This window comes from Rugosimonospora acidiphila (genome assembly GCF_039543385.1).
Taxonomy (GTDB): Bacteria; Actinomycetota; Actinomycetes; order Mycobacteriales; family Micromonosporaceae; genus Rugosimonospora; species Rugosimonospora acidiphila.
In genome coordinates this window covers 124,271-144,213 of record NZ_BAABJQ010000021.1, presented here as the reverse complement: position 1 = coordinate 144,213, position 19,943 = coordinate 124,271, and the positions used below count along the sequence as shown (strand labels likewise).

The window sequence follows — 19,943 nt, the reverse complement described above, 5'->3', positions numbered from 1 at the left end:
GCCGCGTCCGGTTACTTCACATGCACCTTCCCGGTCGCGGTGTACCCCGACCCGATGCCGGTGGCGGTCAGCGGGACCTGACCGGTGGGCGTGCCAGCCGGTACCGTCTGGTCGATGCTGACCCTGCCGTGGGCGTCGGCGACGGCGGAGCCGAGCGGAGCACCGCCGAGGGTGAGCGTGACGCTCTCCCCGGCCCGGAACCCGGTGGCCGTGACCGGCAGCGCCGCGCCCACCCTCACCGGTACCCCGGTGGTCTTGATCTTGCCGGGGTGGGCGAGGGCGGTGAACTCGGCGCACGCGTTGCCCTGGGTGCCCACCGGCGGCGCCAGCGGGCCGCCGCCGGTCAGCCCATCGTCCTCCCGGACGGTGATGGTGCCGAAGTCGCCGGTGCCGAGCACGGCGTTGGTGGTGTCACCCACCGCCACCTTGTACGAGGTCGTCGCCGTCGCCGACGGTGTGGTGTTGCCCAGCGTGGGCACCGTGACGGTCTGGCAGGTCTGGCCCGGCTCGAAGGTGACCTGCCGCATCGCCAGGCCGACCCCGGTGGTGGTCGAACCGATCACCGACAGGTAGGCGCTGACCGGCGTGCTGGACTTCCCGGACAGGTACACCGCGACCTGGGCGGTGCCCGGCCCGCCGCCCTCCTCGATCGCCGTGGAGGCCACGTTCACGGTCGGGCGCTCGTGCACCCGCGGGGTACCCATGGCCGGCGTGTCGAAGACCAGATCCTGCAGGTACTCGCCACCGCTTGCGGTCCCGTCGGCCCCGACGCCGGCGGTGAACCGGATCGACGCGAGGTGGTGCGTGTCGAGCCCGGCCTTGGCGAGGGTGGCGGTCGGTACGTGCGCCTGCTGGAGTACCAGCTTGTGCAGGAGCGTCGACGTGCTGCCCGGCATCCGCCGCACGGTCCACGGGTTGAGGTCCGACAGCGGCGAACTCCAGGCGTGGCCCCGGGTGTCCGTCACGGTCAGGGTCAGCCCGGTGCCGGTGGCGACGCTTTCGTCCGGAGAGGCGTTGACGACCAGCTCACGGTACTTCGAAACGTCGCGTTGGCCGGACGTCAGGGCCACGGTGAGCGCTCCGGTGCCGTCGGTCCAGGTCAGGTGGGTCAGCTGGTTCAGCGGGACGTTCGGCTGGTAGTTGGCCGGTGTCCAGTAGGGCTGCGCCTGGCTGGTCAGCCCGACCGCCGTGCTGGTGCAGGTCGGCAGCGCCGGTGGAAGCGTGCGGCCGTACTTGCTCGCGCACACCGCCGCGGTGGCGGTGCCACTGGTCGTGATCTGCTTGCTCGTGGCGGCGAAATCGGCGATGTCCGCGCGGTCCGCGGCCGGCTGCTGCGCCACCGTCCGCACGTCCGCGAAGGAGGCCACCGAGGACGGCTCCACGCCCGACCCGTCGAACATCGACTGGAACTCCTTGTGCCCGCCGAGGGTGAGTTCGAAGAAGCCGGTGAGGTATTCGGTGCCGACGGCGTACTGCTGCGCCGCGCTGAGCCGGATGTTGTCCGGCGACGCCTTCGCCGGGTCGCTCGTGCCGCAGACGGAGTCGTCACTGGCGGACCAGTCGTCGGAGGCACCGGGGTAGGGCGGGGTCCACGAGCTGTTGTAGAAGTCGTGGTCGGTGCCCATCACCCAGATGTCGGAGCGCGCCACGTCGTCGCTGAACGCCTCTCGCGAGTCGGCGTAGAAGTGTTGCCCCTGCTGGTCGGAGACGTCGCCGTCGCAGTAGGGCAGCAGCGTCGTGGTGATGACATCGGGCAGCGTCGCGCGGGTGAAGTCGATGGGCGCGAGCGCGAAGATGGACTTGATGTCGAAGGGGTGCGCGAGTCCCTCGTTGAGGTTGCCGGCGGTGACCGCGCCCTCGCCGCCGCGCGAGTGGCCCATCACGCCGATGTCACTGAAGTCCATCGTGCCCTTCAGGTTCGCGGCGCGCAGCGTCGTCGCCGTGGGGTGGGTGGCCTGCCCGGCCGCCAGCGCCTGGTCGAGGGTGACGTCGGCGTCGGTGGTGGCGTCGTGATAGACGACCGGCTTGCCGGCGTTGGCCTTCTGGAGCATCGTCAGCGAGTCCAGGATCAGCTGGCCGCGGGCCACCGCACCGGCGTCGGCGCCGAAGCTGCCGTCGAAGGCGTTGATGGAGTTCGCGGAGATGGACACCACGGTGTATCCGGCCGCGGCCAGCGCGTCGCCGGCGCCGTCGTATCCCGCGTAGCTCAGGATCGGCGCGGTGCCGGCCGGGCAGGGCCAGCCGCTGGTGCCGCGCAGCGTGGTGAGGTTGTAGCAGCTGCTGTGGCGGCCGTGCAGGAAGACCACCAGCGGGTGCTCGCCCTTGCCGGCAGGCAGGTAGACGCGGCCTTCCAGCTCGCCGCGGTGGCCGCCGAGATTGGCCAGCGGGATCGACGCGGTGCCGAAGTTGTAGTCGGCGACGGTGTAGGCGCCGGTGCTGTGCGCGAGCGGGTCGGGACCGGCGGGCGGTGCGGTGGTGGCGGGTGGCGCGGTGGCGGCCGGGGATGCCGCCGCCCGCGCCGCCTTCGCCGCCGGCGGGTTCGCGGTGCCGGCATCGCCCGACGCCCATCGCCACGTGACGGCGTCGGCCCGCGCGACCGCGGGGTCCGCCGTGGCGATGCTCAGGGTGGTGCCGTCCGGGGACTCCTGAGCCAGACCGAGGTCGGACCCGTTGACGACCAGTTCGGGGGCATCGTTCTTGACGGGCAGCGGTGCGTCGAGGTTCAGCGACACGACGTACCCGCCGGCGGCGGCGGTGACGGACCAGTCGGAGCCGGAGGCGACCACGCCGTCGGGGGCGGGGGCCGCGCTCGCGGTACCGCCCAGTGCCGCGGTGAGGGCGAGGGCGAGCGCTGCCGTCCCGACGACGGCTCTCGGGCGACGAAGCGCCCGGCGGACAGATTGTTGCACGCGGAATCTCCTGGATCGGGGGAAGGACCGCAGGGGCGTCGGACGCGCGGGACCGGGACACACCAGGATGCCGGGGCCAGCGGGTCTCTCGACCCTCCTGGAAGTGAATCTTGCAGATCCGTCGTTCCGCATGAATGGACGAAACAGCATTGGAGTCGACGTTTCACGCGGCCGAAACGCGCGAGACCGGGATTCTTGGGTTCCGTCCGGGTTGATCCGGCACCGTGCGACTTAAATTCGATCATGGGCTTTACGCCCGGTTTGCCGGTACCGGCGGACGGTGCGGTAGGCGCTACGATCGCCGGAGGTTACTCGCAGGCACCGGTATCGATGAAAAGATTCGAGGGGCGGCCCAGATGAGCAGTGACCGAGCATGGACTCCGGCCGATCCGCTGTCGCGCATCGACACGACCGTCGCGCACCCCGCCCGCAGATACGACTACCTGCTCGGCGGCACCGCCAACTTCCCCGCCGACCGGGAGTCCGGCGACCGGATCCTCGCCGCGTTCCCCACCGCGCGCGTCGCCGTCCTCGAAAACCGCCGCTTCCTGTCCCGCGCCGTCACCCACCTGGCGCGGGAGGTCGGCATCCGCCAGTTACTCGACCTCGGCAGCGGCATCCCGACCAGTCCCAACACGCACGAGGTCGCCCAGGGCATCGCGCCGGCCAGCCGGATCGTCTACGTCGACAACGACCCCATCGTGTCGGCGCACTCCCGCGCCCTGCTCAGCGGCGCCCCCGAGGGCTCCACCGCCTACCTCGAGGCCGACCTGCACGAGCCCGAGCAAATCCTGACCCATCCGGAACTGCGCCGCACCCTGGACCTGTCCCAGCCGGTCGCCCTGATGCTGCTCAGCGTCCTACACTTCGTGCCCGACTCCGACGACCCACCCGGTCTCGTCACGACGCTGCTCGACGCGCTCGCGCCCGGCAGCTACCTGGTCATGACCCACGTCACCCACGACTTCATGCCGCCGGAGCGGGTCAACGCCAACAGCCGGATCGCGGCGGCGGAGGCGATCTACCCGCGGTCCAGGCCGCAGTTCGAGGTCTTCTTCGACGGTCTCGAACTCGTGGAGCCCGGCATCGTCCCGCCGTCGCAGTGGCGGGACGACGCCGAATCGCGGCCTCGACCGGACGTCAGGCAGATCGGTGGCTACGCCGCCGTCGCCCGGACACCCTGAGATCGCAGAACACCCGCGGATCGCGCGCGCCGCGCCGGGCCGGGCGCCGGCCGGCACTCGGGCACCGGCCGGGAGGTCGCTGACGCCGGGGCGCGGGCGGGAGGCTGTTGACGCCCGGGCGCGGGCGGTTGTTAGGCGAAGACCTCGCTGAGGAAGCCGGTGAGCCGCTGCCAGCTGCGGGCGTCGGCCTTGGCCCGGTAGGCGGGCCCCGCCTCGGGCAGCGTGAAGGCGTGCGGGGCACCCGAGTACGAGATGATCTCGAAGTCGACGTCGGCGGCCCGCAGCTCGTTCTCGAACGCGATGACGGCCTCGTCCGGAACCACCGGGTCGGCGGCGCCCGTCATGATCAGCAGCGGGGTGCGGATGGCCGAGGCGTCGCTCGGATCGTGCGCGATGAGTCCGCCGTGGAACGAGGCGGTGCCCCGCAGGTTCGCACCGGTACGCGCGAACTCCAGCGCCCCGGAGCCGCCGAAGCAGTATCCGATGACCGCGATGCGGTCGGGGTCGACGCGCGGATCGGCCACCAACCGGTCGTACCCGGCCTGCATCCGCGCCCGGAACAGCGACAGGTTGCCGTAGTACTTCCCGGCCTCGGCCGCCGGCTCCTGCTCACCGGTCGGGCGGATCCCCGCGCCGTAGATGTCCGCGGCGAACGCGGCGTAGCCGAGGCGGGCGAGCATCTGGGAACGCACCTTCGGGTACTCCCGCAGGCCGGTCCAGTCGTGCACGACCAGCACCCCGGGCTTGCGCTCCGCGATCGCCGCATCGTGGGCGAAATAGCCCTCCAGCGCGAGGCCCTCGTGCTGGTAGTCGACGGCCTCCGCTTCGATGCGCGCGCCGTCGCGGGCGGGTACCGAGTCGAGCAGGGCCTGGTGTGCAGTGGAAAAGGTTGTCACGCCCGGATCGTATCTCGCGATTTTCACCGGCCGGGCGCCGGCGGGACTGCCCCTACGCCGCCACGCACAGATCGGAGAGCCGGGTGGTAACGCCCTACGGTGGCGGTTACTCGGCGGGCGCCGGGGGACGCGGCCGGGCGATGGCGAACGCGAAGCGGAGTTCTTGAACGGCACCCGGCCGTTCGGTGAACGCCAACTTGCGTCGGTACGGCGCGCCGGGCCGCCAACGCGACTTGGTGCATCATGGTCGCGTGACGGGGGTTCGGGAGCGCCCGACGGTGCGGGTCCGGGTGGGCGAGCGGGTCGATGGCGCGCTGGCGTCGGTGCTGGAGCGCCTGCCACCCCGCCTGCGCCGGGTCCTGCCCCGGGAGTTGGTCGGGTTCGCGATCCTCGGCGGGTTCACGTTCCTCATCGATCTCGGGCTGCTCAGCGCGCTACACGCGTGGACCGGCCTGCCGGAGGCGGCCGAGGTGAGCATCGCGTACCTGAGCGCGTTCGCGCTCAACTTCGTCCTCAACCGCACCCTGAACTTCCGCTCCCACGCGCCCATGGGCGGCCAGGCGCTGCGCTACCTGCTGGTGCTCGGCTGCGACTACGGGCTGACGCTGGGCGTCACCACCGGCCTGAGCGGCCTCGGCCTGGACTTCCGGCTGGCCCGGCTGACCGCCGCCGGCTGCGTGGCCGTGTTCACGTACACCGCCGCCCGCCGGTGGGTATTCGGCCGCCGCTGACCCACCGCCGCGCGGTTGCGGTCGCGGTTGCTTTGCGGGACACGGAACGGGAGACCTGGCGCGGTGTGGCTAGCAGGATGCGCATCAAATGGTCATTGAATGATGGCGGCGGAGAAGGTTTTCCAGGAGGTCGACGACAAGTTCCGGTCTGCTGCAGAACGGCGAGTGGCTTGTCGCCCAGCTCAGGGTCGTCCCGCAGCGGGTTGCGAGCCGCTGTTGCAGGGCCGGGTCGATGGCGCGGTCGGCGGTACACACGACATAGGTGGAGGCGACCGTGCGCCACGCCGCCCGTTGTGGGAGAGCTGTGTCGGCGGCCAGGCAGCCGCGATGGAGTCGCGGGACGGCCACGTCCACGCCTGCCCGCCGGAGCCGCCGAGCAACCTGGTCGAAGTGGCGTGGCTGGTGCCACAGGCCATGGACCAGCACTACCGTGCTCGCGCGATCAGTGGCCTTGCTCGACGTCGCCATGCGTTCACACGTACCAGATGGCGCCGACGAGATGGTACGAGAGGTGAGGTGAACCCGGCCCGCGTCGGCCCATCGCCGGCCCGGGCACGTCAGGACGTGGGAACCGCCTCGACCGGCCACGCTCCGCGCCGCATGAGGTCGAGGATCAGCGCGCCGATGTTCCAAGCGTCGTCGGCCCCGTTGTGGTGGCGCCCCTCCAGCGGCAGCCCGACGTACCGCAGCGCGTCGGCCATTCCCATCCGCCGCACCGAATGTGCCTCGGCGAACAACGCCTTGGCGTTGACGTGCACGGCACCGAACGGGTACCGGGCCCCGGACGGGGCGCACTGGCGCTCGAACTGCCTGCGATCGTAGTCGCCCCAACTCGCCCAGGGCCGGCCGCGCGACCGGTGTCGCCGCACGAGGATCTCGAGCGCCTGGCGGAAGTCGACGCCGCCGTCGACCTCGGCCTGGGTGATGCCGGTCAGCTCGGTGCAGAAGGCGCTCACCCGCGAGCGGGTCGGGCGCACGATGATGCGGGCCCGCTCGACGCGCTCGCGGGCCTGAACGTCGACGACACACAGGCCGATCTCAATGATCTCGCTGACCTGGCCGGCCGGCGGCTCGCCCCGCCAACAGGTGGCTTCCAGGTCCACCGCGTTGAGAAAACGCCCGTACCGCTCGGCAGCCATGCTCGCGACGGTACGGACGATCCGGGCGCGGCGCACGCCCATTTCCGGCGTGTACCGCGCCCGGCGGGCACCGCTGATCCGACCTCGGCTCCGGTCCCCCTCCACCCGCCCCCCGGTCTGCCGTCCGGTGGGCGGAGTGGGCGGGGCGGGCTTAGCGCCGTCCCTGCATCGCGGGGGCCGGTTGGAGGAAGTCCATCAGCGCCTCGTTGCATTCCTTCGCGTGGGTCCACGGGATCCCGTGCGGCGCACCGGCCAGCTCGATCAGTTTGCTGCCCTGCAGCATCGGGGCGAGGCGCTTCCCGGTCACCGGGAACGGCAGCACCTCGTCCTTCTCGCCCTGGATGATGAGCACCGGCACGTCGATGCGGGGCAGGTCTCCCCTGAAGTCGGTCAGCCAGGCGTCGACGGAGTTGTGCATGGCGACGGCGGACGACTTCGCGGCGATCTGCCAGTGCCCCTTGAACGCGTCTTCGCTGACCCGCTTGCCCTTGTTGTCGTCGAAGCTGAAGAACTTCGTCACGAACGTGGTGACGAACTGGTACCGATCCTCGATGACGGCCTGCTTGAAGCCGTCGAACAGGCTCTGCTCCAAACCCTCCGGGTTGTCGGAGGTCTTCAGCAGGAACGGCGCCAGCGGAGACATCACCACCGCGCGGTCTACCCGGTCCGACCCGTAGGCGCCCAGGTACCGGACCACCTCACCGGTGCCCATCGAGTGGCCGACCAGGATCGCGTTGCGCAGATCGAGGTCGTTCATCAGGGCGCTGAGGTCGGAGGCGAAAGTGTCGTAGTCATACCCCGTGACCGGTTGGCTGGAGTTTCCGAACCCTCGCCGGTCGTAGGTGATGACGCGGTAGCCGGCGGCCAGCAGCGGGGTCAGCTGCTTCTCCCAGGTCGAGCCGCCGTACGGGTAGCCGGCGATCAGCACGATCGGTTGTCCGGCGCCGTGGTCCTCGTAGTACAGGTCGACGGGTGCCGAGTTCTCCGAGCTGACGGTCAGGTAGGGCATCCGAACCTCCTCAGGGTCGCTACCCATGCCGTTCCCGACAACCGGACCCCTACTCCCCCCGATCGAGTGACTCGGCACGAGGCTCCAGCGCTCGGGCGACGGCGCCGCGTGATGGGTTTTCGACGGGCGGTGCCGGTTGACCGCTTCGGACGGGAATGGCTGTGACAGGGCCGGCCCGGAGCGGTTTTGTCGGTAGCCGCGGCTACAGTGTCGCCGTCGTGAGGATCGAGGAGGGTGCAGTGGCGGGTGGGCAGACCGACAACACGGCGATCGAGGCGGACGGCGAGACTTTCGTCTTCCCGGCCGCGTGGCGCCGATACGTTCTGCCGCGCCGGGGTGGCATACCCGGACCGGTGCTGCGCCCCGACGCCGCCGGCGCCGACGAGCTCGTGCGGGTGGCGAAGGCCACCATCGAGACCCGCGTCGAGCATCCGGCCAGCGATCCCGCGCTCGTCGCCGCCGCGCGGGCCTACCTCGCCGACCCGGCGACCGGGCCGGCCGAAGGGGCCGGCGTGGTGGGCGGCCTGGTCACCTGTCACCTCGCCTGGGGCAAATACGATGTGCTGTCGAGGCTGGCCGACGCCTGGGTGGCGACCCGCGGCGTCGTCTTCGCGGCCCAGGCCGCCGTGTACCTGGCCGGCCTGGATTACGGCGGTCACTCGCAGAACGGCCACCAGACCGAGCCGAACCTGACCCGCGAGACCGGCCGTGGGTGGGGCTACTTCCCGCAGTGGCTTGCCGTCGGCGCGAGGGTGCGGGCCTACCTCGCCGCCGCCGGCGACGACGAATACGCTGCGGCGATCACCACGCTCACCGACCTGCGTTCGCAGTCGCTGGAATGGCGCGCGGCCACCTCGTTCCTGCTGCCCACCGAGCGGTCGTGGGTGGACGTCGACTGCGCGGCGATGGCCGCCAGCGGCGACCGCTACGTGGCGCACCTGCTGTGGTGTTCGGCGACCACGGGCGAGCAACTCGCCCTGCTCGCGCCGGCCATCGACGCCTGGGGGTTGGCGGGAGACCTCACGGCGCTGGCGACCGTGGTCGAGGGAGCCGGGCCGGCGGTCACGCCGCTGCTGCTGGACTGGTTCGACAGCGGATACACCGACGCCGACCGGCAGCAGCGCATCGTCGACACGATCGCGCAGTTCCCGACCGATGAGGCGGTCACGAGTCTGATCGCCCGCCTGGGCCGCAAGTACGTCGCCCTGGCCGCCCTGGAGGCGGCCCGGCGCTTCCCCCGGCGCGCGTTGCGCCTGCTCGCCGCCGACGGCGGGCGCGCCGCCGGCGACCTGCTGCGCGTTCACGTGCTGACCCACCAGGAACTCGCCGAGGGTGAACTGGACAACCTCGCGCCGGCCGCGCGGGGCCGGGTGACGGCCGTCCTCGCCGAACGGTTGGCGGTCCCCGAGGCGCCGGCTGAGGCCCTGCCCTCCGTCCTGGTCACGCCGCCCTGGACCGTGAAGCGGAAGGCCGACAAGCCGATCGTCGTGGCCGGGCTCGAATTCACCGGCGAACCGGTGCTGGCCTGGGCGCCTGGCGAGCGGGAGAGGTGGGAGGCCAGGGAGGTGCCGCCGCGCGCCAACTGGTGGAGCCTCGGCATGTCCGTCGAGGCCGCCGCCGACCGGTACGCGGCGGGCGAGCTGGCGCCACACCTCCAGGTGACCCTCATGCTGACCGGGCCGGTCGAGGTGATTCGATCGCTGCTGCCGGACTGGCGACCCGAGCGGACCTGGGACGCCGAGGACTGGCTGCCCCCGATGGTGGTCCGCTACGGGCTGGCCGCGCTGCCGGCGGCCGTGCACCTGGCCGATAAGCGGCCCACGAACTGCACCGAGTTCCTGCTGCCGTTCGCCAGCGCGCGGATCGCCTCGCACATGGCCGACGTGCTGGCCCGGCTCAAGTCGATGCGCGCGACGGCCGTGGCCTGGTTCGACCGGCACCCGGCCTACGCCGCCCGGGCGCTGACCCCGGTGGCGCTGGGCAAGGCCGGCACGGCCCGCCGGAGGGCGGAGGAGTCGCTGCGGGTCATCGCGATCCGGCATCGCGACGAGGTCCTGACGGCCGCCGCCGACTACGGCCCGCGGGCACTGGCGGGGGTGGAGGCCCTGCTGGGGGTCGACCCGCTGGACATGCTGCCGGCCCGCATCCCGGAGCTGCCCGCGTGGGCGGAGCCCAGCCTGCTGCCCCGGATCCTGCTGCGGGACCGGTCGTCGGCGCTGGGCGACCAGGCGACCCGGCACCTGTGCACCATGCTGGCCATCTCCAAGCCCGACGGGGTCTACGCCGGGGTGCCGCTGGTCATCGAGGCGTGCGACCGCCGGTCGTTGGCCGCCTTCTCGTGGGCGCTGCTACAACAGTGGCAGACGGTCGGCGCGCCGGCCAAGGAGGCGTGGCCGCTGCACGCGCTGCGCTGGCTCGGCGACGACGACACCGTACGGCAGCTGTCGCAGGTGATCCGGGCGTGGCCCGGGGAGGGCGGTCACGCCCGGGCTCAGCTCGGCCTCGACGTCCTCGCCGACATCGGCTCCGACCTGGCGCTGATGCACCTGAGCCGGATCGCGCAGAAGTCCTCGTTCCGGGCGTTGAAGGAGCGGGCGGGTGAGAAGGTCGCCGAGGTGGCCGCCGGCCTGGGCCTGACCGCCGAGCAGCTCGCCGACCGGCTGGTGCCCGACCTCGGACTGGACGTGAACGGTTCGCTGACCCTGGACTACGGTCCCCGCCGGTTCGTGGTCGGGTTCGACGAGCAGCTCAAGCCCTACGTGGCCGACGAAACCGGTGCGCGCCGCAAGGTCCTGCCCAAGCCGGGTGCCCGCGACGACCCGCGGGCGGCACCGGCGGCCTACGAGCGGTTCAAGGGTCTGAAGAAGGAGGTGCGCGCGATCGCCGACGAACAGATCCGGCGGTTGGAGGCCGCGATGGTCGCCCAGCGGCGGTGGTCGGCGGACGACTTCAATGCCTACTTCCTGCACCACCCGCTGCTGTGGCACATCGTGCGCCGGCTGGTCTGGACGGCGACGGTCGGCGAGCATGCCGCCGTCGCGTTCCGGGTCGCGGAGGACCGCACCCTCGCCGACGTCGAGGACGACGGGTACGACCTGCCGGTGGCGGCCACCATCGGGCTGGCCCACCCGCTGCACCTCGGCGAGCAGGTCGCCGCCTGGTCGGAGACCTTCGCCGACTACGAGATCCTGCAGCCGTTTCCGCAGCTCGGCCGGGCGGTGCACCGGCTGACGGACGCCGAGCGGGAGGCCACCGAGCTGACCCGGTTCGACGGCCTCAAGATATCCACGACGACCGTCCTCGGACTGGAGCGGCGTGGCTGGCGGCGCGGCGATCCGCAGGATGGCGGCGTCCAGTGCTGGATGTGGCGGGCCACCCCGGCGGGCCGGGCCATCGTGCTCGACCTCGACCCAGGCATCGCGATCGGCGCGCTGGACGTTTTCCCCGACCAGCGAATCAAGTCAATCTGGATCAACGGCAGCCCGTTCGGGACGTGGCGGCCGCCCACGCTCAGCCGGCGGTTCGACGAGTTGGACGCGGTGACCGCCTCGGAGATGCTGCGCGACCTGATGGAGGTGCTGGCGCGATGACCCCGAAGCAAGCAAGCCCGGAGCAAGCCAGCCCGGAGCAAGCCAGCCCGGAGCAATCCAGCCCGGAGCAATCCAGCCCGACATCGGCGAGCCCGAAGCAGAGGGGCGCGAGACCGGCGAGGCCGAAGCCCGCGAACCCGGCCCCCGCGAACCCGGCCTCCGCGAACCCGGCCTCCGCAAGCCTCGAGTCGGCGAGCCCGGCGGGCGGTTCGACGGTGCAGCGGCCGCCGGCCGAGGTCCGTTACGCCGACGAACTGGCCCGGCTGCGGGAGACCGACCGAGGCGAGCGGCCGCCGGGCTGGGCGCTGAGCCTGCAGGCGGCGCGCACGTTCATCACCGGCGACCCGGCGGCCGGCATCAGCCGCAAGTTCGTCGGTGACCCGTCGTTGATCGACCGGTCGCTGGTGACGCTGGCCACCAGCCGCGGCCTGATGCTGGTCGGCGAGCCCGGCACGGCCAAGTCGCTGCTGTCGGAGCTGCTGGCCGCGGCGGTCAGCGGCGACTCCACGCTGGTCATCCAGGGCGGCGCGGCCACCACAGAGGATCAGATCAAATACTCGTGGAACTACGCGCTGCTGGTGGCCGAGGGCCCGACGCCCCGGTCGCTGGTCTCCGCCCCGCTGCTGCGCGGCATGGCCGAGGGCCGGGTGGTGCGGTTCGAGGAGATCACGCGCTGCCCGCTGGAGGTGCAGGACTGCCTGCTGTCACCGCTGTCGGACCGGGTGCTGGCCATCCCGGAGCTGCCCGGCGACGACGGGCTCGTCTTCGCCCGCGACGGGTTCACCGTCATCGCCACGGCGAACACCCGCGACCGCGGCGTCAACGAGATGAGCGCGGCGCTGAAACGGCGGTTCAACTTCGAGACCGTGTTCCCGATCCCGGATCTGGCCACCGAGCTGGACCTGGTCCAGACGCAGGCGACCGAGCTGCTGCTGCGCTCCGGCGTCCGGGTGCCGCCGCGCCGCGACGTGCTGGAGGTTCTGGTCACCACGTTCCGCGAGCTGCGCGACGGCGTCACCGAGCGCGGCGACAGCATGGAACGGCTGTCCGCCGTGATGAGCACCGCCGAGGCGGTGTCGGTGGCGCACGCGGTCGGGCTGCGGGGCTGGTTCCTGCGCGGGGAGGCAGGCGACGCGGGCGACATCGTGGCCTGCCTGGCCGGCACCGCGGCCAAGGACAACGCCGACGACCTGGCCCGGCTGCGCCACTACCTGCAGCAGCAGGCCCGGGCCCGGCCGGGGGCGCAGTGGCAGGCGCTGCACGCCGCCCGGAACCTGCTGCCCGGCTGATGGCCACCGCCCCATCGCCGGCCGCGGCGCCGCCCACCCCGGCGCCACCAATCCCACCGCCGCCCACCCCGGCACCCGCCACCTCGCCGCCGATCGGACCGCCGCCGGTCGGACCGCCGCCGGTCGGACCGTCCGCGGCCAGCCCGGCGCCGGTCACCATCGTGGGGGTCCGGCATCACAGCCCCGCCTGCGCCCGGCTCGTCGCCGACACCATCGACGCGCTGCGCCCCGCGCACGTGCTGGTGGAGGGCCCCGCCGACCTGAACGACCGGATGGACGAGCTGCTGCTGGGCCACGCCCTGCCGGTGGCCGTGTTCACCTCGTACCGGGACGGGGAGCGCACCCACGCGTCGTGGAGCCCGCTGTGCGCGTACTCGCCGGAATGGGTGGCGCTGGAGAGCGGCCGGGCGGCCGGCGCCCAGGTGCGGTTCGTCGACCTGCCGGCGTGGCATCCGGCGTTCGCGCGGCGGGAAAACCGGTACGCCGACGCCGAGGAGCGCTACCACGAGGCGACCGTGCGGCTGTGCGCGGCCTTCGGCATGGACAACGCCGACACGCTGTGGGATCACCTGGTGGAGGCCGCTCCGGTCGAAGGGCTCGGCGAGCGGCTGGACGTGTACTTCGAGATGCTGCGCGGCGACGCCGACGCCTCCGCGTCCGACCTGGAGCGCGAGGCGTACATGGCCGGCTGGATCCGGGCCGCGGCCGCTCGCCGCGACGGCCCGGTCCTCGTGGTGTGCGGGGGCTTCCACCGACCGGCGCTCCAACGACTGTGCGCCGAGCCCACCGACCCGGCGCCGCCGGGCGAGCCCATCGACCCGGCGCCGCCGGGCGAACCCACCGACCCGGCGTGGCCCGAGGTGCCGTGGCCGCCGGCGGACGCGACCGGGACGAGCTACCTGGTGCCGTACTCCTTCAAGCGGCTGGACGCCTTCCACGGGTACCAGTCCGGCATGCCCTCGCCCGAGTTCTACCAGCGGGTCTGGGAGGGCGGACCCGTCGACGCCGCGCGCGGACTCACCGAGGCGGTGGTGCTGCGCCTGCGCCAGCGGGGCCAGCCGGTCTCCACGGCCGACCTGATAGCGGCCCGGACCATGGCCGAGGGCCTGGCCCGGGTCCGCGGGCACTCCTGGCCGGCCCGTGCCGACGTCCTCGACGGCCTCGTCTCGGCCCTGGTCGGCGAGGCGATGGAGGTGCCGCTGCCGTGGGCACACCGCGGCCGGCTGGCGGCCGGCACCCACCCGGTCGTGGTCGAGATGGTCGCGGCGCTCGCCGGTGACCGGGTGGGCCGGTTGCACCCGGACACGCCGCTGCCGCCGCTGGTCGGTCAGGCGATGACCGAACTGGCCCGGCTCGGCCTGGACGCGGACGGCTCCCGCACCGTCGAGCTGACCGACGACACCGACCGGGAACGCAGCCGGACCATGCACCGGCTGCGCGTGCTGGGCGTGCCCGGGTTCATCCGCGACGGCGGTCCCCGCCCGGGCGCCGATCCGGCGCTGACGGAGCGGTGGCGCCTGTCGGCCCACGACGATCGGCTGGTGGCGCTGATCGAGGCCGGGGCGTACGGGCCCACCCTCGCCGAGGCCGCCGCCGCGATCCTGGTGGAGCGCGCCGGCCTCGCGGCCGGCCACCCGGGCGCGGTCGCCGATGTCCTGTTCGACGCCGCCCTGTGCGGCATCATCGGGCTGGCCGACCGGATCGTGGCGACGCTGCGCCGCGGCATCGGCACCATCGCCGACCTGGGCGACCTCGGCCGCGTGCTGGCCGTGGCGCTGGGCCTGTGGCGGCACGACCGGCTGTTCGACGCCGCCCGCAGCCCGGTCCTGGGCGCGGTCATCGCGGAGGGGGTCACCCGCGGGCTGTGGCTGGCCGAGGGCGTACACGGCGGGCCCGCGCCGGCCGACCCCAACCGGCTCACCGCCATCGTGGCGATCCGTGACGCCGTGCGCCACGCCGGATCGCCGCTGCGCCTGGACCCGGATGCCGTACTGGCCGTCATGGGCCGGATCGCCGCCGACGCCACGGCCCCGCCCGACCTGCGGGGCGCCGCCTTCGGCGTCGGCTGGTCCCTGGGCTCGTCCGCCGACGCCGGGCGGGCCGTGCGCGGCGCGAGCGGGCCGGCGACGCTGGGCGACTGGTTGGCCGGGCTGTTCAGCGTCGCCCGTGAGGAGGCGATCGCCGACGACGGCCTGCTCGAAATCCTGGACGGGTTGGTCGGCGCGATGACCGAGACCGACTTCCTGGTGGGGCTGCCCGCGCTGCGCCAGGCGTTCGCCTACTTCCCGCCCCGGGAGCGGCAGGCCATCGCCGAGGCGATGCTGGCCCGCCGCGGGATCAACGTTCCGGCCCGGGGCCTGCTGCGGCTGGGCTCCGACCCGATGCGACTGGCACGGGCGCGGGAGCTCGACGCGTACGTCGACGACCTGCTGACCCGCGAAGGGCTGGTGACTCCCGGGTGACCACACCGCCGGAACCGCTCGACCCGAACCTGGAGCGCTGGCGCCTCATCCTGGGTGAGGCGGGCGACGCCTGCCGCAACGGTCACGCGCTCCGCCAGGACGCGGCGGGCCGCGACTCGGCCCTCGACTGGCTCTACGGCCGCGACGAGGACCTGGCTCGCCGCGACGTGCGCACCCGGACCGGCGGCGACGGGCCGTCCCAGCTCACCACGGTGGACTGGCTTAACCAGATCACGAAGCTGTTCCCGAAGGAGACGATCGAGCGGCTGGAACGGGACGCCGTCGAGCGGTACAACATCCCGGACGTGCTGACCGACCCGGACGTGCTCGGCCGGATCGAGCCCAACCCCACCCTGCTGGGGGCCGTACTGCGCACGAAACACCTGATGAACCCGGAGGTGCTCGCGCTGGCGCGGCGGATAGTGGCCGCGGTGGTGCGGGAGTTGATGGACCGGTTGGAGGTCACCGTCCGGCAGTCTTTCACCGGGACCCGGTCCCGGCGGCCCAGCCGGTTCCGGCAGGCCCGCAACTTCGACGTGCGCCGCACCATCCGGGCCAACCTCGGCCACTACCAGCCCGAACAGCGCCGGCTGCTGATCGAGGAGGCGTACTTCTTCGGCCGCACCCGCCGGCAGCTGCAGCCGTGGCAGTTCATCCTGCTCGTCGACCAGTCCGGCTCCATGGTGAGTTCGGTCATCCACTCCGCCGTCACCGCAGCCTGCCTGTGGGGCCTGCCCGGGATCCGCACCCACCTGGTCGCGTTCGACACCGACGTCGTCGACCTGACCTCCGACGTTGACGACCCGGTGGAGCTTCTGCTCAAGGTGCAGCTCGGCGGCGGCACCGACATCGCCCGCGCGGTGACCTACGGCGCGAGCCTCATCGACAACCCACGCCGGACGATCGTCGCGGTCGTCACCGACTTCTACGAGGGGGCCAGCCCGTCGGCGCTCGTGCACGCGGTACGGCGGCTGGTCGAGCAGGGCAGCCACGTGCTCGGGCTCGCGGCGCTCGACGAGGAGGCGAACCCGTCGTACGACCGGCAGACCGCCCAGTTGCTGGCCGACGTGGGCGCGCACGTGGGCGCCATGACCCCCGCGCACCTGGCCGAGTTCATCGCCGAGACGGTGAGCCGATGAGGACAGTGAGCCGATGAGAGCCGACCTGATGGCGCTGACCACCGACGCGCTGGCGGCGCTGACCAACCGGGGTCTGGTCAAGCGGGCCGCGAAGGGCATCGACGCCGGGGACGTACCCGCGATCGTCACCGACGCCGACGGCACGGTCCGGGCCGAGTTCTCCGACGGGGTGCGCACCAGCCTGCCGCCCGGCGGCTTCGAGGCCGCCGACTGCGGCTGCGACGCGGTGGGGCACTGCCGGCACGCCGTCGCGCTGGTGCTGGCGTACCAGGCCACCGCGCAAGCCACCGCGCAGGCCACCGCGCAAGCCACCGCGCAGGCCACCGCGGGCGCCCCCGAGGTCGGCGGCCCGGTCGCGTGGTCGCCGGGGGACTTCACCGACGCCCAGCTCGAGGCCACCGTCGGTCCCCGGGCTCTCGCGGCCGCCCGGCGCACCGCCCGCGCCGGCTACGTCGCCACGGTCCACCGCCCCACGGCCGCCGACCCCGCCCCCCGCGTCGACCTTCCCTCCTGCACCATCCGGTTCCTGGTCCCCCACGATCTCGGCTACATCCACAGCGACGCGGCTCGCGGGGCCACCGAGGCGGCGGTCGTGCTGGCGGTCTGGGCGTTCCGCGCGGCCGACGCCAGGGACCCGTCCGCCCAGCGGGTACGCGTCGAGATCAGCACCGCGGCGCAGGCGCCGCCGACCGCGCTGGCGGCCGCGGCCGACCTGGCGAACGAGCTGCTGCTGGAGGGCGCGGTGCACGCCACCGGCCTGCTGCCGGCCGTCGCCGCGCGGGCCCGTGCGCTCGACGCCGCACGGCTGCGGTGGCCGCTGCTGGCCGTCGACGACCTCGCCGATCAGCTCTCGGCGTACGCGGGGCGCAGCGCCCGCTACCGCGCCGAGCAGTTCGCCGAACTGCTCGCCGAGGTCCATGCCAGGCACCGGGCCACGGCCGGCGGGGCGGCCAGCTCGGGTGTGCTCGGCACCGACGAGCCATCGGAGACTCCGCTGCGCACCGTGCGGCTGACCGGCCTCGGCTGCCGGGTCGGCCTGGCGGGTCCGGAGCGCACCGCCGACGTCTTCCTCGCCGACCCGGCCACCGCGACCGTGCTCGTGCTGCGCCACCGGTGGACGGTCGCCGAGGGCGAGCCCACGCTGGCCCCGGCCGCCCGCCGGGTCGCCGGAGCCACCATCGCGGCGTTGGCCGCGGGGCACGTGGTGACCGAGTCCGCCGTACGCACCGCCAGCCGCCGGGTACGCCTCCCGGCCGGGCGCCTGTCCGGCAACAGCGTCCTGCCCTCGCGGGGGGACTGGGACGAGCTGCCGCCCGGCATCCTGGCCAAGGACCTGGCCACCCTCTCCACCGAGCTCGATCGCCTGCCACCCCGCCTGATCCGCCCCCGCGTCGACGCGGAGTCCGTGCGGGTCCTTCCGGTGGCGCGGCTGCTGTCCCTACGGTATTCGCCCGGCGACCAGCGCCTCGACGCGGTGGTCGCCGATACCGCGGGCGGCACCGCCACGGTCTCGTCCGTCTACTCGTCGGCGAGCCCGGGCGCCCTGGACGCCCTGGCCGACGCCCTGCCGGACGCGCGCTACGTCTCCGGTGTGGTGCGCCGGGGCCGCGGCGGGCTCGTGCTCGCCCCGCTCGCGGTGGTTCGCGGCCAGGACGTGGTAGTACCCGACCTGGCGACCGGGACCGGCACCTTCCAGACCGACGGCGCCGGTGGGGCCGCCGCCGACGACGATCTGGGTCTGGCGCTCGACGACGCCCTGGGCCTGCTCGCCGAGTTGGCCCATCGCGGCGGTCGCTACCTGCCACCGACCTACGCCGACCGGCTCCGCGGTTGCGCCGCCACGCTGACAACGATCGGCCTGGGGCACTGCGGGCGCGCGCTGGAGCACCTCGCCGGGGCCTGCGACAGCGAGGATCGGCTGGTCGACGCCTGGGTGGATGCCCAGATCAGGCTACTGGTGACCGCCGACAACCGCTGACCGACCGCCTTCGGGCTCGGGCGGCCGAGGTCCTCACGAACGCGGCGCCGGGAAGGTGAGCAGGCGTACGGCGATGGGGCGCGTTTCGGCCTTGTTGTCCCGTGCCGGCTGGGCATACCGGTTGAGGAGCGCGATGTAGTCCTCGAAGAACGCGTCGAAGTCCGCCGCCGTGACATCGATCGATCCGCGCGAGAAGCGCATCGCGTCCACCCACGGCCCCAGGTCGTCGCGCTCCAACTGGAACCGGGCGAACAGTTCCAGGTCGGCGGCGAGGGTGAGGCGGTTCATCTCGTCGAGGACCGCTCTCATCTCGTCCGACTGTTGGCTGGCCGGGGCGAACCGCAGGTCCATCTCGACGGCACGCCACCACCGTTCGCGACCGTGCCCCTGCTCCGGCACCTCCGCCACGGAAGCCGTGCTGCGCCAGTTCACGGAGGTGGTAGCTGGTGGCGCCGGTGTTCAGCCCCAACTCGCGGGCGAGCATGGCGGAGGTGGCGGGCCCGTTGGCCTGAGGGCGGTCACGCCCAGATCGAGGACCTGGCCCAGATCGAGGACCTGGGCCAGGTCGACCACGCGGGTACGGCAATGGCGTCGCTGCCGCTGATCCGCGCGTGGTTCGGTCAACTGGCCGGCTGACGAACCGGAACCTCGCGAGGGCTCTGGCCGCACCCCGGCACGGGCCGGGGCCCTCGCACCCCGCTTCACCGCTGCCTCAGTCGCCGATCGTCACGTCAACCGGGCCGACCCGCAGCGTGCCGTCGTTCAGCGGTCGGCACCGCACGCCGCCCTTGCCGCGCAGCGCGCGCCAGGCCCCCGGGCCGATGGCCGCGTCCATCCAGGCGCACGGGTTCGCCCGCCGACCGACCCGCAGCCGCACCGGACCGTCGCCCGAGTCCAGCGCCAACACCCGGCCCACGAGTTCGTCGACGGGGATGCCGGAGACGAGAATGTTGCGCCTGACCTGAAGCAGACCCGCGCCCGGCGGTAGCGACTCCCGCGCGATCACCGTGACGCTGGCATCACGGTGGGCGGGCTTGCCGAAGTACCGGTCGCCGACGATGCCGAGCCCCTCCCGGATCTGGATCCGCTCGACCAGTTCGCCGGGCGGGGCCGGTGCCGGACCGTCGGCGGGCCGGCCCTCGTAGCGATGCACGGGCGAGGCCAGCAATTCGACGATGTCGGGCACGGGTTCGAGTCTACGAAGACTGCCGCCGCCGCACCCGGAATAGGCTACAAAGGTCGATGTAATCATGAGTCAATGAGATCCGCAAGTGTCAGGCGTTCGTCTTACCAGCGGTCGGCACTCGACAGGTGTAGAAAGCCACGGCGCCCGAGATGGCTTTAGGATCACCGGGGTCGCTCCTATAGGCGATAGCGTTTCGCGTGGCCGTCACCGCCGTCGATGGCGAGCCACCGCACGACCATGCTCCTATGTGGACAGACGTGAGTGTCCGCCACTGGCACCGCTTGCCTGGCCAGAACCCTTGTCACGCAAGGAATTCATGCCGTAGCCGCGTCCGCCGGGCCGAGCGGATCCGACGCGTGCCCGTTGACACCGGGGGCAAACCTAGGCACGATCATCGTGCAGCCCTGGTGATTCCTAAATGTCGATCGGTC

General features: G+C 72.8%; 13 protein-coding genes. 7 read left to right on the top strand and 6 right to left on the bottom strand.

What is annotated here, in order from left to right; translation table 11 throughout:
* Positions 1–11 precede the first annotated feature (11 nt).
* Positions 12–2,909: an alpha/beta hydrolase gene (locus ABEA87_RS29455; RefSeq protein WP_345635107.1), complete on the bottom strand. Its 2,898-nt coding sequence runs from the start codon at positions 2,907–2,909 to the stop codon at positions 12–14.
* Positions 2,910–3,265: 356 nt separating this feature from the next.
* Between ABEA87_RS29455 and ABEA87_RS29450 the strand changes: the two genes are divergently transcribed.
* A complete protein-coding gene (locus ABEA87_RS29450; protein WP_345635105.1) occupies positions 3,266–4,093 on the top strand; it encodes an SAM-dependent methyltransferase in 828 nt (275 codons plus the stop codon).
* A 131-nt stretch (positions 4,094–4,224) separates the two neighbouring features.
* On the opposite strand, the gene ABEA87_RS29445 is transcribed toward ABEA87_RS29450, so the two are convergent.
* A complete protein-coding gene (locus ABEA87_RS29445; RefSeq protein WP_345635103.1) occupies positions 4,225–4,989 on the bottom strand; it encodes a dienelactone hydrolase family protein in 765 nt (254 codons plus the stop codon).
* 251 nt (positions 4,990–5,240) lie between these two features.
* Between ABEA87_RS29445 and ABEA87_RS29440 the strand changes: the two genes are divergently transcribed.
* On the top strand, positions 5,241–5,720 hold the full coding sequence (locus tag ABEA87_RS29440; protein WP_345635101.1) for a GtrA family protein: 480 nt from the start codon (positions 5,241–5,243) through the stop codon (positions 5,718–5,720).
* A 557-nt stretch (positions 5,721–6,277) separates the two neighbouring features.
* Here the strand turns inward: ABEA87_RS29440 and ABEA87_RS29435 are convergent.
* Positions 6,278–6,859: a 3'-5' exonuclease gene (locus ABEA87_RS29435; RefSeq protein ID WP_345635099.1), complete on the bottom strand. Its 582-nt coding sequence runs from the start codon at positions 6,857–6,859 to the stop codon at positions 6,278–6,280.
* A 151-nt stretch (positions 6,860–7,010) separates the two neighbouring features.
* Positions 7,011–7,868, bottom strand: a complete 858-nt coding sequence (locus tag ABEA87_RS29430) for an alpha/beta fold hydrolase (RefSeq protein ID WP_345635097.1) — start codon at positions 7,866–7,868, stop codon at positions 7,011–7,013.
* A 218-nt stretch (positions 7,869–8,086) separates the two neighbouring features.
* On the opposite strand from ABEA87_RS29430, the gene ABEA87_RS29425 reads away from it, so the two are divergent.
* The 5 genes from ABEA87_RS29425 (at position 8,087) to ABEA87_RS29405 (ending at position 18,326) form a co-directional block, all read left to right on the top strand.
* Complete coding sequence (locus ABEA87_RS29425; RefSeq protein WP_345635095.1) at positions 8,087–11,458, top strand: DUF4132 domain-containing protein; 3,372 nt, start codon at positions 8,087–8,089, stop codon at positions 11,456–11,458.
* 215 nt (positions 11,459–11,673) lie between these two features.
* Positions 11,674–12,747 (top strand): ATP-binding protein, encoded by a 1,074-nt coding sequence (locus ABEA87_RS29420; RefSeq protein WP_345635093.1) that lies wholly within the window; start codon positions 11,674–11,676, stop codon positions 12,745–12,747.
* A complete protein-coding gene (locus ABEA87_RS29415; protein WP_345635091.1) occupies positions 12,747–15,209 on the top strand; it encodes a DUF5682 family protein in 2,463 nt (820 codons plus the stop codon). Before ABEA87_RS29420 ends, ABEA87_RS29415 begins: the two co-directional genes overlap by 1 nt.
* The gene (locus tag ABEA87_RS29410) at positions 15,206–16,348 is read left to right on the top strand and encodes a VWA domain-containing protein (protein ID WP_345635090.1); all 1,143 of its coding nucleotides are present in this window, start codon (positions 15,206–15,208) and stop codon (positions 16,346–16,348) included. Before ABEA87_RS29415 ends, ABEA87_RS29410 begins: the two co-directional genes overlap by 4 nt.
* 13 nt (positions 16,349–16,361) lie before the next feature.
* The gene (locus tag ABEA87_RS29405; RefSeq protein WP_345635088.1) at positions 16,362–18,326 is read left to right on the top strand and encodes a hypothetical protein; all 1,965 of its coding nucleotides are present in this window, start codon (positions 16,362–16,364) and stop codon (positions 18,324–18,326) included.
* Between the two features lie 33 nt (positions 18,327–18,359).
* Here ABEA87_RS29405 and ABEA87_RS29400 read toward each other — a convergent pair whose 3' ends face one another.
* Together ABEA87_RS29400 and ABEA87_RS29395 are read right to left on the bottom strand one after the other, a co-directional pair.
* A complete protein-coding gene (locus ABEA87_RS29400) occupies positions 18,360–18,758 on the bottom strand; it encodes a hypothetical protein (protein ID WP_345635087.1) in 399 nt (132 codons plus the stop codon).
* A gap of 280 nt (positions 18,759–19,038) precedes the next feature.
* Complete coding sequence (locus ABEA87_RS29395; RefSeq protein ID WP_345635086.1) at positions 19,039–19,512, bottom strand: molybdenum cofactor biosysynthesis protein; 474 nt, start codon at positions 19,510–19,512, stop codon at positions 19,039–19,041.
* Between the last annotated feature and the right edge of the window lie 431 nt (positions 19,513–19,943).

Coding starts and splice junctions, on each gene's coding strand:
- ABEA87_RS29450 (WP_345635105.1), top strand. CDS start 3,266: ATGAGCAGTGACCGAGCATGGACTCCGGCCGATCCGCTGTCGCGCATC.
- ABEA87_RS29435 (WP_345635099.1), bottom strand. CDS start 6,859: ATGGCTGCCGAGCGGTACGGGCGTTTTCTCAACGCGGTGGACCTGGAA.
- ABEA87_RS29430 (WP_345635097.1), bottom strand. CDS start 7,868: ATGCCCTACCTGACCGTCAGCTCGGAGAACTCGGCACCCGTCGACCTG.
- ABEA87_RS29415 (WP_345635091.1), top strand. CDS start 12,747: ATGGCCACCGCCCCATCGCCGGCCGCGGCGCCGCCCACCCCGGCGCCA.
- ABEA87_RS29405 (WP_345635088.1), top strand. CDS start 16,362: ATGAGAGCCGACCTGATGGCGCTGACCACCGACGCGCTGGCGGCGCTG.